11 protein-coding genes are annotated in these 15,237 nt (G+C 62.7%); 1 reads left to right on the plus strand and 10 read right to left on the minus strand.

The window, feature by feature from the left end; genetic code table 11:
* Positions 1–179: 179 nt before the first annotated feature.
* The 10 genes from brnQ to sdhC all read right to left on the minus strand — a co-directional run bounded on the left by brnQ (position 180) and on the right by sdhC (position 13,210).
* Positions 180–1,493, minus strand: coding sequence for a branched-chain amino acid transport system II carrier protein (gene brnQ / locus NJF35_RS10430; RefSeq protein ID WP_225790388.1), 1,314 nt, complete (start codon positions 1,491–1,493; stop codon positions 180–182).
* Between the two features lie 389 nt (positions 1,494–1,882).
* Positions 1,883–2,767 carry a succinate--CoA ligase subunit alpha gene (sucD, locus tag NJF35_RS10435; protein WP_225790387.1) on the minus strand — a complete coding sequence of 295 codons (885 nt, stop codon included), beginning with the start codon at positions 2,765–2,767 and terminating at the stop codon, positions 1,883–1,885.
* Positions 2,767–3,933: an ADP-forming succinate--CoA ligase subunit beta gene (gene sucC / locus NJF35_RS10440; protein WP_225790386.1), complete on the minus strand. Its 1,167-nt coding sequence runs from the start codon at positions 3,931–3,933 to the stop codon at positions 2,767–2,769. Before sucC ends, sucD begins: the two co-directional genes overlap by 1 nt.
* 172 nt (positions 3,934–4,105) lie before the next feature.
* Positions 4,106–5,542: a dihydrolipoyl dehydrogenase gene (lpdA, locus tag NJF35_RS10445; RefSeq protein ID WP_225790385.1), complete on the minus strand. Its 1,437-nt coding sequence runs from the start codon at positions 5,540–5,542 to the stop codon at positions 4,106–4,108.
* A 94-nt stretch (positions 5,543–5,636) separates the two neighbouring features.
* On the minus strand, positions 5,637–6,848 hold the full coding sequence (gene odhB / locus NJF35_RS10450; RefSeq protein ID WP_253091004.1) for a 2-oxoglutarate dehydrogenase complex dihydrolipoyllysine-residue succinyltransferase: 1,212 nt from the start codon (positions 6,846–6,848) through the stop codon (positions 5,637–5,639).
* A gap of 42 nt (positions 6,849–6,890) precedes the next feature.
* On the minus strand, positions 6,891–9,722 hold the full coding sequence (locus NJF35_RS10455) for a 2-oxoglutarate dehydrogenase E1 component (protein WP_225790383.1): 2,832 nt from the start codon (positions 9,720–9,722) through the stop codon (positions 6,891–6,893).
* Between the two features lie 247 nt (positions 9,723–9,969).
* Positions 9,970–10,674 carry a succinate dehydrogenase iron-sulfur subunit gene (locus NJF35_RS10460; protein ID WP_225790382.1) on the minus strand — a complete coding sequence of 235 codons (705 nt, stop codon included), beginning with the start codon at positions 10,672–10,674 and terminating at the stop codon, positions 9,970–9,972.
* A gap of 11 nt (positions 10,675–10,685) precedes the next feature.
* A complete protein-coding gene (gene sdhA, locus NJF35_RS10465; RefSeq protein ID WP_225790381.1) occupies positions 10,686–12,458 on the minus strand; it encodes a succinate dehydrogenase flavoprotein subunit in 1,773 nt (590 codons plus the stop codon).
* Positions 12,459–12,461: 3 nt separating this feature from the next.
* Positions 12,462–12,830: a succinate dehydrogenase, hydrophobic membrane anchor protein gene (gene sdhD, locus NJF35_RS10470; protein WP_225790380.1), complete on the minus strand. Its 369-nt coding sequence runs from the start codon at positions 12,828–12,830 to the stop codon at positions 12,462–12,464.
* A complete protein-coding gene (gene sdhC, locus NJF35_RS10475; RefSeq protein ID WP_225790379.1) occupies positions 12,824–13,210 on the minus strand; it encodes a succinate dehydrogenase, cytochrome b556 subunit in 387 nt (128 codons plus the stop codon). The genes sdhD and sdhC overlap by 7 nt, the downstream gene beginning before the upstream one ends.
* A gap of 351 nt (positions 13,211–13,561) precedes the next feature.
* Between sdhC and gltA the strand changes: the two genes are divergently transcribed.
* Positions 13,562–14,848: a citrate synthase gene (gene gltA / locus NJF35_RS10480; protein ID WP_225790378.1), complete on the plus strand. Its 1,287-nt coding sequence runs from the start codon at positions 13,562–13,564 to the stop codon at positions 14,846–14,848.
* Positions 14,849–15,237: the final 389 nt, after the last annotated feature.

Consider the following 15,237-nt stretch of genomic DNA (forward strand, 5'->3'; position numbering starts at 1 on the left):
GGGGTTAAGACTGTCAGGCACCCTACCGGGGCCGCTCCGCGCGCCAATGTTGCTAACCGACCGGTATTGGGACCTGCGATGAAAAAACCCCGTGCCCTTGCGGACACGGGGTTTCGGTCTCGACCATCGACGGGCGCCCTTCGGCTTGTGGCCGGCGCCCACCTGACGGTGTCAACGCATCACGCCAGCGCCTCGCGCGGCTTGCCGAGCATACGGTCGCAGGCCACGGCAGCGGCCAGGGTGATCACCGACGGCACCAACCAGGCCAGGCCCTGCTCGCTCAGCGGCAGGTGCGCCATGGCATCCGGCAGGAGGTGCGCCAGGCTGCTGCCCTTGATCGCATCGACCATGCCGAACAGCAGGGATACCAGCATCACCGGCGCCAGGATGCGCACCGGCGAGTTCCACAGCTCCTTGCAGAAGCTCAGGCCCACCACCACGATGCAGGGCGGGTAGATGGCGGTCAGCACCGGGATCGAGAACAGGATCAGCTTGGTCAGGCCCAGGTTGGAGATCAGCAGCGAGAAACCAGCGAGAATCACCACCAGCGCACGGTACGACAGCGGCAGGATCTGGCTGAAGTACTCCGCGCAAGCGCAGGTCAGGCCGACCGCGGTGACCAGGCAGGCCAGGGCGATCAGCACGGCCAGGAAGCCGCTGCCCAGCGAGCCGAAGGTGTGCTGCACGTAGGCATGCAGAACCGCCGCGCCGTTGGTGGCGCCCATGGCGATGTCATGGCTGCCGGCACCCAGGCGGAACAGGCTGATGTACACCAGGGCCAGGCCCACACCGGCGATCAGGCCCGCGATGATGGCGTAGCGGGTGATCAGCTTCGGCGACTCGACGCCCCGGGAACGGATGGCGTTGACGATGACGATGCCGAAGACCAGCGCACCCAGGGTGTCCATGGTCAGGTAGCCGTTGATGAAGCCCTGGGAGAACGGTGAGGCCACGTAGGCCGGTTGCGCCTCGCCGATGGTCCCGGCCGGCAACGCGAAGGCAGCGATGCCCAGCACGGCCAGGGCGATGATCTTCAGCGGCGCGAGGAAGCGGCCGACGGTGTCGAGCAGCTTGCCCGGGTACATGGACACCGCCAGCACCACCAGGAAATACACCAGGCTGTAGATGAACAACGCCAGCGGGCTTTCACCGGTCAGCGGCGCCACGCCCACCTCGAAGGACACGGTGGCGGTGCGTGGGGTGGCGAACAGCGGGCCGACCGACAGGTAGCACACGGCAGCCAGCAGGCCGCCGAAGAACTTGCCGATCGGGCTGCTCAGGGCGTCCATGCCGCCACCGACCTTGGCCAGGGCGACCACGGTGATGACCGGCAGGCCAACGGCCGTGACCAAAAAGCCCAGTGCCGCCATCCACACGTGCGGACCGGCTTGCAGACCGACGATGGGCGGGAAGATGATATTGCCAGCGCCGACGAACAGCGCGAACGTCATAAAGCCAAGCGCCAGGATGTCCTGGCCTTTTAACACTTTCATTTAAGGAAGTACCACACTGCTGAAATCGGGATTCGTGAGGGGATTTCCCCATGGGTCGGGGGAAATGCTGCCCGGCTTGATGAGCCAGACCCGTTTAGCGTGTCGTTCCCTTTTGGGGTACGGGCACAGAGTGAGCGCGTAGGGTAACCGTTTTACCCAGCAAACGCACTGGTACAGTCGTGCTTGTCCGATGTGCGTATGTTCTTGTCGTCTGGGTGACTCTGAGCTGCGAGAATTCTCTCAGGCACCTGATGAGATGTCTGTCTGAAAATTCCTATCAAACCGATCGAATTCATCGTGCATGACGCAGGGGGCGTTGAATCCCTGCTCGCAAGAAACACAAAGGCCACCCGAAGGTGGCCTTTGTGTTGCGTGGGGGGTAAAGCGTATTACTTCTTGATTTCCCAACCGGTCAGCTCGGCCAGGGCCTTGCCGATGTCAGCCAGGGAACGCACGGTCTTCACACCGGCGTCCTGCAGGGCGGCGAACTTCTCGTCCGCGGTGCCCTTGCCACCGGAGATGATGGCGCCAGCGTGGCCCATGCGCTTACCTGCAGGCGCGGTAACACCGGCGATGTAGGAAACGACAGGCTTGGTGACGTTGGCCTTGATGTAGGCCGCGGCCTCTTCCTCGGCGGAACCACCGATCTCACCGATCATGACGATCGCTTCGGTCTGCGGGTCTTCCTGGAACAGCTTGAGGATATCGATGAAGTTGGAGCCCGGGATCGGGTCGCCACCGATACCAACGCAGGTCGACTGGCCGAAGCCGGCGTCGGTGGTCTGCTTGACCGCTTCATAGGTCAGGGTGCCGGAACGGGAAACGATACCGACCTTGCCTGGCTGGTGGATGTGGCCCGGCATGATGCCGATCTTGCACTCGCCCGGCGTGATGACGCCTGGGCAGTTCGGGCCGATCAGGCGTACGCCCAGCTCGTCGCACTTGACCTTGGCGTCCAGCATGTCGAGGGTAGGAATACCCTCGGTGATGCAGACGATCAGCTTGATGCCGGCGTTGGCCGCTTCCAGGATCGAGTCCTTGCAGAAAGGAGCCGGAACGTAGATCACCGAGGCTTCGGCGCCGGTGGTCTCAACGGCTTCCTTGACGGTGTTGAACACCGGCAGGCCCAGGTGGGTGGTGCCACCCTTGCCCGGGGTGACGCCGCCAACCATCTTGGTGCCGTAGGCGATGGCCTGTTCGGAGTGGAAAGTGCCCTGCGAGCCGGTGAAGCCCTGGCAGATGACTTTGGTGTCTTTATTGATCAGGACGCTCATTACTTGCCCTCCGCAGCTTTGACAACTTGTTGAGCAGCGTCGGTCAGGCTGGTAGCCGCAATGATGTTCAAACCGCTTTCTGCCAGAACTTTAGCGCCCAGTTCGGCGTTGTTGCCTTCGAGGCGAACCACGACCGGCACCTTGACGCCGACTTCCTTCACTGCACCGATGATGCCTTCGGCGATCATGTCGCAGCGAACGATGCCACCGAAGATGTTGACCAGCACGGCCGCGACATTGCTGTCGGACAGGATGATCTTGAACGCTTCGGTCACGCGTTCCTTGGTAGCGCCACCGCCAACGTCGAGGAAGTTGGCCGGCTTGCCGCCGTGCAGGTTGACGATGTCCATGGTACCCATGGCCAGGCCTGCGCCGTTGACCATGCAGCCGATGTTGCCTTCCAGGGCCACGTAGTTCAGCTCGAAGCTGGCGGCGTGGGCTTCACGCGGGTCGTCCTGGGACGGGTCGTGCATGGCCTTGAGCTTCGGCTGGCGATAGATCGCGTTGCCGTCGATGTTGATCTTGGCGTCCAGGCAGTGCAGGTCGCCGTCGGCCTTGATGACCAGCGGGTTGACTTCCAGCAGGGCCAGGTCGTAGTCCTGGAACAGCTTGGCCAGGCCGGTGAAGATCTTGACGAACTGGGCGACTTGCTTGCCTTCCAGGCCCAGCTTGAACGCCAGCTCACGGCCCTGGAACGGCTGGGCGCCGACCAGCGGGTCGATGGTGGCCTTGAGAATCTTCTCGGGAGTGTCGTGCGCGACCTTCTCGATGTCCACGCCACCTTCGGTGGAGGCCATGAACACGATGCGGCGGCTGGAACGATCGACGACCGCGCCCAGGTAGAGTTCCTTGGCGATGTCAGTGCAGGATTCGACCAGGATCTTGCTGACTGGCTGGCCGTTGGCGTCGGTCTGGTAGGTCACCAGGCGCTTGCCCAGCCACTGCGCGGCGAACGCCTTGGCGTCCTCCTTGCTCTTGACCAGCTTGACGCCGCCCGCCTTGCCGCGACCGCCGGCGTGGACCTGGGCCTTTACGACCCACTCGGAACCGCCGATCTTTTCGCAGGCTTCTGCGGCAGCTTCAGGGGTATCGACAGCGAAACCCTTGGAAACTGGCAGGCCGTATTCAGCGAACAGCTGCTTACCCTGATACTCGTGAAGATTCATGCTTTTTACCGTCTTCGTTAGGTACTGCGCTTCGGCGCTGCACCGTTACCGGTGCCGCGCCACCTGTGACCGTTGACCCGCGGGTTGTCCCGAGGGCCCGGTCCGGCGGACGTTCCGCGGTGAGTCTTGCACGCAAGACCCACGACGGGCAGCCCGCCGTGGTTTCTTATAATTAACGCTTCTTACGGTTGGCCACGTGAATGGCACCGCCATTCACTGCCAGCGCGGCTTCGTGCAGCGCTTCGGACAGGGTCGGATGGCTGAAGACCATCATGCCCAGGTCTTCGGCGCTGGTGCCGAATTCCATCGCGATCGCACCCTGCTGGACCAGCTCGGCAGCGGATGGGCCGATCACGTGAACGCCCAGGACGCGGTCGGTCTTGGCATCGGCGATGACCTTGACGAAACCACCGGTATCGTTGGCCGCCATCGCACGGCCGCTGGCCGCGAACGGGAAGGTGCCCACGTTAACCTCAACGCCCTCGGCCTTCAAGGCCTGTTCGGTCTTGCCGACCCAAGCGATTTCCGGGTGGGTGTAGATGACCGACGGGATCAGGTCGTAGTTCATCTGTGCCTTGTGGCCCTTGATGCGCTCGACCACCATGATGCCCTCTTCCGAGGCCTTGTGCGCCAGCATCAGGCCACGTACCACGTCGCCGATGGCGTAGACGCCCGGCACGCTGGTGGCGCAGTAGTCATCGACGTAGATGTAGCCACGCTCGTCGATGGTCACGCCGCTGTCGGCGGCCAGCAGGTCGGTGGTCACCGGGCGGCGGCCGACCGCGACGATCAGCTTGTCGAAGACGATCTTCTGTTCGCCGTTGGCGTCGGTGTAGGTGACTTCGACTTCGTCGCCGTTGACCTTCGAGCCGGTCACGCGGGCGCCCAGCTTGATGTCCAGGCCCTGCTTGGTCAGGGTCTTCAGCGCTTCCTTGGAAACCGCGGTGTCGGCGGCCATCAGGAAGGTGTCCAGGGCTTCCAGGACGGTGACTTCGGCACCCAAGCGGGCCCATACCGAACCCAGCTCCAGGCCGATGACGCCAGCGCCGATCACGCCCAGGCGCTTCGGCACGGCCTGGAATTCCAGGGCGCCGGTGGAGTCGACGATGACTTTCTGGTCGACCGGAGCCGGCGGAATGTCGATCGGACGCGAACCGGAGGCCAGGATCACGTTCTCGGCCTCGATGACTTCGACCGAACCGTCAGGCTTGGTGACTTCGACCTTCTTGCCAGCCAGCAGCTTGCCGTGCCCTTGGATCGAGGTCACGCCATTGGCCTTGAACAGGGTGGCGACGCCACCGGTCAGGTTCTTGACGATGCCGGCCTTGCGACCGACCATCGCGGCGACGTCCATTTTCACTTCGCCAGTGGAGATACCGTGGACGTTGAAGCTCTCTTTGGCTTCCTTGTACTTCCAGGAGCTGTCCAGCAGGGCCTTGGAAGGAATGCAACCCACGTTCAGGCAGGTACCGCCCAGGGCCAGCTTGCCCTCGGCGTCGGTGTATTTCTCGATGCAGGCGGTCGAAAGGCCGAGCTGAGCAGCCTTGATCGCGGCAACGTAGCCGCCAGGACCAGCACCAATCACCACCACGTCGAATTTCTGGGTCATAAAAGATTCCTTATCAGCTTCAAGCTACAAGCCGCGAGCTGCAAGACGAGCCGCTTCCCAGGAAGCGGGTCGCTTGCAGCTCGTAGCTGCGTGATTAGATGTCCAGCAGCAGACGCGCTGGATCTTCCAGCAGGTTCTTGATGGTCACCAGGAAGGTCACGGCTTCCTTACCGTCGATCAGGCGGTGGTCGTAGGACAGCGCCAGGTACATCATCGGGCGAATGACCACCTGGCCATTGATCGCCATCGGACGCTGGATGATGTTGTGCATGCCCAGGATCGCTGCCTGCGGCGGGTTGACGATCGGGGTCGACATCATCGAACCGAAGGTACCACCGTTGGTGATGGTGAAGGTACCGCCAGTCATCTCTTCGATGGCCAGCTTGCCTTCACGGGCCTTCTTGCCGAAGGTGGCGATGCCGTTCTCGATCTCGGCCAGGCTCATCGACTCGGCGTTGCGCAGGACCGGCACCACCAGGCCACGGTCGCTGGAAACCGCGACACCGACGTCGGCGTAGCCATGGTAGACGATGTCGTTGCCGTCGATCGAGGCGTTGACCGCCGGGAAGCGCTTCAGCGCTTCGGTGGCAGCCTTGACGAAGAACGACATGAAGCCCAGGCGCACGCCGTTGTGGGTCTTCTCGAACAGATCCTTGTACTTCGAACGCAGGGCCATGACTTCGGTCATGTCCACTTCGTTGAAGGTGGTCAGCATGGCCATGTTCGACTGGGCTTCGACCAGGCGCTCGGCGATCTTGGCGCGCAGGCGGGTCATCGGCACGCGCTTCTCGGTGCGGTCACCAGCAGCGGTGACCACTGCAGCGGCGGCGGCAGGCTTGGCAGCCGGGGCAGCGGCAGGCGCGGCCTTCTTGTTGGCGATGGCGGCGACCACGTCTTCCTTGGTCACGCGGCCACCCTTGCCGGTGCCGGCAACGGCAGCCAGGTCGATGCCGTTTTCTTCAGCCAGTTTGCGTGCGGCCGGGGCAGCGACCGGGTCGTCCTCGCCAGCGTCGGCGGCAGCCGGAGCGGCGGCGGCAGCGGCAGGTGCAGCAGCCGGGGCAGCGGCGGCGCCTTCAACGATCGAGCCCAGGACTTCGTCGGACAGGACGGTGTCGCCCTCGCCCTTGACGATGTCACCCAGCACGCCGTCGGCGGTGGCCAGGACTTCCAGGACGACCTTGTCGGTCTCGATGTCGACGATCAGCTCGTCACGCTTGACGGCTTCGCCCGGCTTCTTGTGCCAGGTGGCAACGGTGCCGTCGGCGACCGATTCCGGGAAGGTTGGGGCTTTGATCTCGATAGCCATTATCAGTGATTCCTTAAATTCGGTTTCAGGTGCGCGAAGGCATTAGACAGTGAAGGCATCCTGCAGCAGTTTTTCCTGCTGCTCGGCGTGCATCGATGCGTAACCACAAGCGGGCGCGGCGGACGCTTCGCGACCGGCGTACTCCAGGACCAGCGCCTTGTTGTGGCGGGTCAGGATACGGCGCATGTGGTGCTGGCTGCTGTACCAGGCGCCCTGGTTCATCGGTTCTTCCTGGCACCACACCGCATGCTTGAGGTTGGTGTACGGAGCAAGGATCTCGACCAGGTCGTCCTCAGGGAACGGATACAGCTGCTCGATACGCACGATGGCGATGTCTTCGCGGCCTTCGGCACGGCGTTTTTCCAGCAGGTCGTAGTAGACCTTGCCGCTGCACAGCACGATGCGCTCGACCTTGGCCGGGTCGTGGGCATCGACTTCCGGGATCACGGTCTGGAACGAGCCTTCGGCCAGTTCTTCCAGGGTCGAGATGGCCAGCTTGTGGCGCAGCAGCGACTTCGGCGTCAGGACGATCAGCGGCTTGCGCAGCGGACGGATGACCTGGCGACGCAGCAGGTGGTAGATCTGTGCCGGCGTGGTCGGTACGCAAACCTGGATGTTGTGCTCGGCGCACAGCTGCAGGTAGCGCTCCAGGCGTGCCGAGGAGTGCTCGGGGCCCTGGCCTTCGTAGCCGTGCGGCAGCAGCATGGTCAGGCCGCACAGGCGCCCCCACTTGTGCTCGCCGCTGGTGATGAACTGGTCGATCACCACCTGGGCGCCGTTGGCGAAGTCACCGAACTGGGCTTCCCAGATCACCAGCGCGTTCGGCGTGGTGGTCGAGTAGCCGTATTCGAAGGCCAGTACCGCTTCTTCCGACAGGAAGGAGTCGTACAGCTCGAAGCTCGGCTGGCCGGCGAACAGGTTCTGCAGCGGCAGGTAGGTGCTGGCGTCCTTCTGGTTGTGCAACGCCGCATGGCGGTGCGAGAAGGTGCCGCGGCCTACGTCCTGGCCGGTGATGCGCACCGGGTGGCCTTCGAACAGCAGGGTCGCGTAGGCCATGGTCTCGGCGTAGCCCCAGTTGATCGGCAGGCCGCCGGCCTGCATCTTCTGGCGGTCTTCGTAGATTTTCGAGACCTGGCGCTGGACCACGAAGCCTTCCGGCAGGTCGAGCAGCTTGGCCGACAGGTCCTGCAGGGTCTTGAGGTCGAAGCGGGTGTCGTGACGGGCGGTCCAGGCATGGCCCAGGTATGGGCGCCAATCGACGAACAGCTCGCGGTTCGGCTCCTTGACCAGGCTCTTGACCACGTGCAGGCCGTTGTCCAGCGCATTGCGGTACTCGTCGATCTTGGCCTGGGCGCGCTCGGCGTCGATACGTCCGGCCTGGATCAGGGACTCGGCGTACAGCTCGCGGGTGGTGCGCTGCTTGGCGATCTGCTGGTACATCAGCGGCTGGGTGCCGCTCGGCTCGTCGGCCTCGTTGTGGCCGCGACGGCGGTAGCAGACCAGGTCGATGACCACGTCACGCTTGAACTGCATGCGATAGTCGATGGCCAGCTGGGTGACGAACAGCACCGCTTCCGGGTCATCGCCGTTCACGTGCAGGATCGGCGCCTGGATCATCTTGGCGACGTCGGTGCAGTACTCGGTGGAACGCGAGTCCAGCGGGTTGCTGATGGTGAAACCGACCTGGTTGTTGATCACGATGTGCACGGTACCGCCGGTCTTGAAACCGCGGGTCTGCGACATCTGGAAGGTTTCCATGACCACGCCCTGGCCGGCGAACGCCGCGTCGCCGTGGATCGAGATCGGCAGGACCTTGTCACCGACACGGTCGTTGCGACGGTCCTGGCGGGCACGCACCGAACCCTCCACCACCGGCGAGACGATTTCCAGGTGGGAAGGGTTGAACGCCATGGCCAGGTGGACTTCGCCGCCGGTGGTCATCACGTTGGAGGAGAAGCCCTGGTGATACTTCACGTCACCGGAGCCCAGCTCGTTCATCTTCTTGCCTTCGAACTCGTCGAACAGCTCGCGCGGGTTCTTGCCGAAGGTGTTGACCAGCACGTTGAGACGGCCACGGTGGGCCATGCCGATCACGACTTCCTTGGTGCCGTAGGAGCCGGAGCGCTGGATCATTTCGTCCAGCATCGGGATCAGGCTCTCGCCACCTTCCAGGCCGAAGCGCTTGGTGCCTGGGTACTTGGTGCCCAGGTACTTCTCCAGGCCCTCGGCCGCGGTGACGCGCTCGAGCAGGTGGGTCTGCGCGTCGACGGAGAACTCGGGACGGCCACGGACGCTTTCCAGGCGCTGCTGGAACCAGCTGCGCTGCTCGGAATCGACGATGTGGGTGAACTCGGCGCCGATGGTGCGACAATATGTCTTCTGCAACGCGTCGAAGATTTCGCGTAGGCTCGCCTCCTCCTTGCCGATGTACAGGTCGCCGGCACGGAAGGTCGTATCAAGGTCGGCATTGGTCAAGCCGTAGTGATTGATCGACAGGTCTACGGGCGCAGGGCGCTGCCACAACCCCAGCGGGTCGAGCTTGGCAGCCTGATGACCGCGCATACGATAGGCCTGGATCAGTCGCAGTACTTCAACCTGCTTCTTCTCGTGTTCGCTGCTCACGCTCCCGGCGGAAACCGGCTGGGCGCGGCGCTGGTTCTTCGCCAGCAGTACGAAATGGTCGCGGATTGTAGAGTGCGATACATCGGTAGCGGTGCTGCCGTCGGCGGGCAACTTCTGGAAGTAAGTGCGCCACTCTTCTGGCACAGCGTTAGGGTCGTGCAGGTAGAGCTCATAAAGCTCTTCCACATATGCAGCGTTACCACCTGAAAGGTGGGCGCTTTCCCACATGCGCTGCATCACGCTTTCTTGCATGCTTGGTCACCCTCGGTTAGGGGACTGATCGGCAAGAGCCACAGCAAACCTGGAAAAGTCCGAGTACAGCGACTGAACCACGCCACCGAGGATCCTGCAGATTTTCCGGGTACCAGCCCGGAAGCCCCTGCTGGTCTCATATCTTCATAGGTAATGAGCGCGGGCTTTGTGGGCCCTTGCTCGGGTTTTACCTCGGTGCGGGCTCAGCACCCGCACCTCGGCTTGCAACGGTTACAGCGGTCTTACATCAAGTGCCGCTTTGCAGCAGCATGTTACGTACGTGACCGATCGCCTTGGTCGGGTTCAGACCTTTCGGGCAAACGTTTACGCAGTTCATGATCCCGCGGCAGCGGAATACGCTGAACGGGTCATCCAGGGACGCCAGGCGCTCCTGGGTCTTGGTGTCACGGCTGTCGGCCAGGAAGCGATAGGCCTGCAGCAGCGCGGCGGGACCGAGGAACTTGTCCGGGTTCCACCAGAACGACGGGCAGGAGGTCGAGCAGCAAGCGCACAGGATGCACTCGTACAGGCCGTCCAGCTTGTCACGGTCCTCCGGCGACTGCAGACGCTCGATGGCCGGGGCCGGCGTGTCGTTCTGCAGGAACGGCTTCACCTTCTCGTACTGCTTGTAGAAGATGCTCATATCGACGACCAGGTCACGAATGACCGGCAGGCCCGGCAGCGGACGCAGGACCAGCTTGTTGCCCTTGACCACCGACGACAGCGGGGTGATGCAGGCCAGGCCGTTCTTGCCGTTGATGTTCATGCCATCGGAACCGCAGACGCCTTCACGGCAGGAGCGACGGTAGGAGAAACCTTCGTCCTGCTCCTTGATCAAGGCCAGCACGTCCAGCACCATCAGGTCCTTGCCACCGGTGTCGACCTGGAAGGCCTGCATCTTCGGGGCCGAATCGGTGTCCGGGTTGTAACGATAAACTTCGACTTGCAACATAGCGGCCACCCTTAGTAAGTCCGGACTTTTGGTTCGAAGGCCGGTACGGTCTTCGGCGCGAAGTTGACTGCACGCTTGGCCACGCGCTTCTCACCCGGGTAGTACAGGGTGTGGCACAGCCAGTTTTCGTCGTCACGGTCTTCGAAGTCTTCACGGGCGTGGGCGCCACGGGACTCTTTACGGGCTTCGGCCGCGATGGCAGTAGCTTCGGCGACTTCCAGCAGGTTCTGCAGCTCCAGCGCTTCGATACGCGCGGTGTTGAAGGCCTGGGACTTGTCGTTGATCTTGACGTTGGCGATACGGTCGCGCAGGCCGGCCAGCTGCTCGATACCCTTCTGCATGTATTCGCCGGTACGGAATACACCGAAGTAGTTCTGCATGCAGCTCTGCAGCTCGCGCTTGAGGCTGGCGACGTCTTCGCCAGCGGTACGCTCGTTGAGCTTGTTCAGGCGGTTCAGGGCCACGTCGACGTCGGTGTCGCTGGCGTCGCGGTACTCGATGCCTTCGCTCAGCGCCTTCTCCAGGTGCAGGCCGGCGGCGCGACCGAACACCACCAGGTCGAGCAGCGAGTTGCCGCCCAGACGGTTGGCGCCGTGGACCGATACGCACGCCACTTCACCTACGGCGAACAGGCCTTCGATGATGTGATCCTGGCCGTTGGCGTCCATGGTGATGGCCTGGCCATGGATGTTGGTGGCGATGCCGCCCATCATGTAGTGGCAGGTCGGGATGACCGGCACCGGCGCGACGACCGGGTCGACGTGGGCGAAGGTCTTGGACAGTTCGCAGATACCTGGCAGGCGGCTGTGCAGCACTTCCTCGCCCAGGTGGTCCAGCTTCAGCAGCACGTGGTCCTTGTTCGGGCCCACGCCGTTGCCGGCGATGATTTCCTTGACCATGGAACGGGCGACCACGTCGCGGCCGGCCAGGTCCTTCGCGTTCGGCGCGTAACGCTCCATGAAGCGCTCGCCGTGGGCGTTGATCAGGTAGCCACCCTCGCCGCGGCAACCCTCGGTGACCAGCACACCGGCGCCGGCGATGCCGGTCGGGTGGAACTGCCACATCTCGATGTCCTGCACCGGCACGCCGGCACGCAGGGCCATGCCGACACCGTCACCGGTATTGATCAGGGCGTTGGTGGTGGAGGCATAGATACGGCCAGCACCGCCGGTGGCCAGTACGGTGGCCTTGGAACGCACGTAGACGGTCTCGCCGGTCTCGATGCAGATGGCGATCACACCGACGATGGCACCGTCCTGGTTCTTCACCAGGTCGACGGCGTACCACTCGTTGAGGAACACGGTGCCGTGCTTGACGTTGTTCTGGTACAGGGTGTGCAGCAGCGCGTGACCGGTACGGTCGGAGGCCGCGCAGGTACGGGCAGCCTGGCCACCCTTGCCGTAGTCTTTCGACTGGCCGCCGAACGGACGCTGGTAGATGCGGCCGGTTTCGGTACGGGAGAACGGCAGGCCCATGTGGTCCAGTTCGAAGACCGCGGCCGGGCCTTCCTGACACATGTATTCGATCGCGTCCTGGTCACCGATGTAGTCGGAACCCTTGACGGTATCGTACATGTGCCAGCGCCAGTCGTCGTTCGGGTCGGCCGAAGCGATGGCGCAGGTGATGCCGCCCTGGGCGGACACGGTGTGGGAACGGGTCGGGAAGACCTTGGTGATGACCGCGGTCTTGTGACCGCCCTGGGCCAGTTGCAGCGCTGCGCGCATGCCGGCGCCGCCGCCACCGATGATGATGGCGTCGAAGGAAATCGTTGGAAGGCTAGCCATGAATCAGATACCCCAGAGAATCTGTACACCCCAGACGAAGTACGCGAACATCGCGACGCCGCAAACCGCCTGGAACAGGAAACGTACCGCAGTCGCCGACTTGCCGAAGGACATCGGCGTCAGGTAGTCGGTGGCGATGGTCCACATGCCGACCCAGGCGTGAGCGCCCAGGGCCACCAGGGCCAACAGACTGAAGATACGCATCGCGTTGTTGGAGAACAGGCTGTGCCACTGGGCATAGTCGATGCCCGGGTGGGCCACGAGGTAGCCGATCAGGAAGATGAAATAAGCCGCGAGAACGACCGCAGAGACGCGCTGCGCCATCCAGTCATAGAGGCCCGAACGCGACAGGTTCGTGACATTGGTTACCATACCCAAACTCCCGCCAGAACGATCACCACCACGGAGATGACAATCACGATTTTCGAGCCCAGCTTGCCGCCTTCCAGCGTCTCACCGATGCCCATGTCCATGATCAGGTGGCGTACGCCAGCCACCAGGTGATACAGCAGGGCGGACAGCAGCCCCCAGGTCACCAGCTTGGCCAGCGGGCTGGTCAGACACGCCTTCACTTCCGCGAAACCTTCCTCGGAACCCAGGGACTTGCTCAATGCATAGAGCATGATGGCCAGGCCGAGAAACAGGATGACGCCGGAGATACGGTGAAGAATGGACGTGTAAGCGGTGATCGGGAGTTTGATGGTCCTTAGGTCTAGGTTTACAGGTCGTTGGCTTTTCACGGCTTTTTTCACACTGAAGAGCCCCTAGCTAACAGGGCAAAGTTGTTGGTAAGTGTACTGGTCAGGTACCCACCACCCAGGGAGCGACGACCCCCAGCGGAACGGGCTTGCAAGCCCCTGGCGGTCGGTTGCGGAGTATAGACAGTTAGGCTGCTTATGACAACGTGAGGGGCTAGCCCAAATAGCGCATTGCCTTTGGCGAACAAAAGGCGTAAATGGGCGACAATTTCGCGAAAAACCAAGGCTGCGAGGGCGTTTCAACCAGCCTTTAGGCAAATTGACATTCGAATTTATCCCTCTATAGTGGTGCGGGCCCTGCGTGGGGGGTCTGTCTGATGATTTCAAGCATTAATAGGAGGCCACATGGCTGACAAAAAAGCGCAGTTGGTCATCGAGGGCGCAGCCCCCGTCGAGCTGCCCATTTTAACCGGCACCGTTGGTCCCGATGTTATCGACGTCCGCGGGTTGGGGGCTACCGGTCACTTCACCTTCGACCCTGGCTTCATGGCGACCGCATCCTGCGAGTCGAAGATCACCTATATCGATGGCGACAAGGGCGTCCTGCTGCACCGCGGCTACCCGATCGAACAGCTCGCCGAAAAATCGGACTACCTCGAAACCTGCTACCTGCTGCTCAACGGCGAACTGCCGAACGCCGAGCAGAAGGCCCAGTTCGTCAGCACCGTGAAGAACCACACCATGGTCCACGAGCAGCTGAAATCCTTCTTCAACGGTTTCCGTCGCGATGCCCACCCGATGGCGGTGATGTGCGGCGTGGTCGGCGCCCTGTCGGCGTTCTACCATGACTCCCTGGACATCAACAATCCGCAGCATCGCGAGATCTCCGCGGTACGCCTGGTCGCCAAGATGCCGACCCTGGCAGCGATGGTCTACAAGTACTCCATGGGCCAGCCGATGATGTATCCGCGCAACGACCTGTCGTACGCGGAGAACTTCCTGCACATGATGTTCAACACCCCGTGCGAGATCAAACCGATCAGCCCGGTACTGGCCAAGGCGATGGACCGGATCTTCATCCTCCACGCCGACCACGAGCAGAACGCCTCCACCTCCACCGTGCGCCTGGCCGGTTCCTCGGGCGCCAACCCGTTCGCCTGTATCGCCGCCGGCATCGCCGCGCTGTGGGGCCCGGCCCACGGCGGCGCCAACGAGGCGGTGCTGAACATGCTGGACGAGATCGGTGACGTGTCGAACATCGACAAGTTCATCGCCAAGGCCAAGGACAAGAACGATCCGTTCAAGCTCATGGGCTTCGGCCACCGCGTGTACAAGAACCGCGACCCGCGCGCCACCGTGATGAAGCAGACCTGCGACGAAGTGCTCAGCGAGCTGGGCATCAACGATCCGCAGCTGGAGCTGGCCATGCGCCTGGAAGAGATCGCCCTGACCGATCCGTACTTCAAGGAGCGCTCGCTGTACCCGAACGTCGACTTCTACTCGGGCATCATCCTCAAGGCGATCGGCATTCCGACCAGCATGTTCACCGTGATCTTCGCCCTGGCGCGTACCGTGGGCTGGATCTCGCACTGGAAGGAAATGCTCTCCGGCCCGTACAAGATCGGCCGCCCGCGTCAGCTGTACACCGGTCACGAGCAGCGCGACATCGTTGACCTGAAGGATCGCGCCTAAGGGTTGCCTGGCAACGCCGGATGCGTGACATGAAAAAGACCACTCTTGGGTCAATGCCGGTCAGTTAGGCTTTCAGTTGTCATTTGGGGCCGCTTCGCGCCCCATCGCCGGCAAGCCGGCTCCCACATTGTCCGTGCAAACCGCATCGTGTGTGGTCGCCGCGGCCCCTGTGGGGGCCGGCTTGCCGGCGATGGGCTGCAAGGTAGCCCCAAAAATGACAAAGCGCCGCTTAACTGACTGACATTAACCCTTGGGTGGCCTTTTTCTTTGGGCTTTCTGGCGTACGAATATCCGTTTGAGCAGTGGCACCACCGCCGGGGCCGCTTCGCACCCCTAGGACCGAAAGCTTCGTAAACACACCAACCCAGCCTCCATCGAGATGGCGCACA

The sequence above is a fragment of the Pseudomonas guariconensis genome (assembly GCF_024127895.1).
GTDB lineage: Bacteria > Pseudomonadota > Gammaproteobacteria > Pseudomonadales > Pseudomonadaceae > Aquipseudomonas > Aquipseudomonas guariconensis_B.

Coding starts and splice junctions, on each gene's coding strand:
- sdhD (WP_225790380.1), bottom strand. CDS start 12,830: ATGGTAACCAATGTCACGAACCTGTCGCGTTCGGGCCTCTATGACTGG.
- NJF35_RS10460 (WP_225790382.1), bottom strand. CDS start 10,674: ATGTTGCAAGTCGAAGTTTATCGTTACAACCCGGACACCGATTCGGCC.
- lpdA (WP_225790385.1), bottom strand. CDS start 5,542: ATGACCCAGAAATTCGACGTGGTGGTGATTGGTGCTGGTCCTGGCGGC.
- NJF35_RS10455 (WP_225790383.1), bottom strand. CDS start 9,722: ATGCAAGAAAGCGTGATGCAGCGCATGTGGGAAAGCGCCCACCTTTCA.
- sucD (WP_225790387.1), bottom strand. CDS start 2,767: ATGAGCGTCCTGATCAATAAAGACACCAAAGTCATCTGCCAGGGCTTC.
- gltA (WP_225790378.1), top strand. CDS start 13,562: ATGGCTGACAAAAAAGCGCAGTTGGTCATCGAGGGCGCAGCCCCCGTC.
- sdhA (WP_225790381.1), bottom strand. CDS start 12,458: ATGGCTAGCCTTCCAACGATTTCCTTCGACGCCATCATCATCGGTGGC.
- odhB (WP_253091004.1), bottom strand. CDS start 6,848: ATGGCTATCGAGATCAAAGCCCCAACCTTCCCGGAATCGGTCGCCGAC.
- brnQ (WP_225790388.1), bottom strand. CDS start 1,493: ATGAAAGTGTTAAAAGGCCAGGACATCCTGGCGCTTGGCTTTATGACG.
- sucC (WP_225790386.1), bottom strand. CDS start 3,933: ATGAATCTTCACGAGTATCAGGGTAAGCAGCTGTTCGCTGAATACGGC.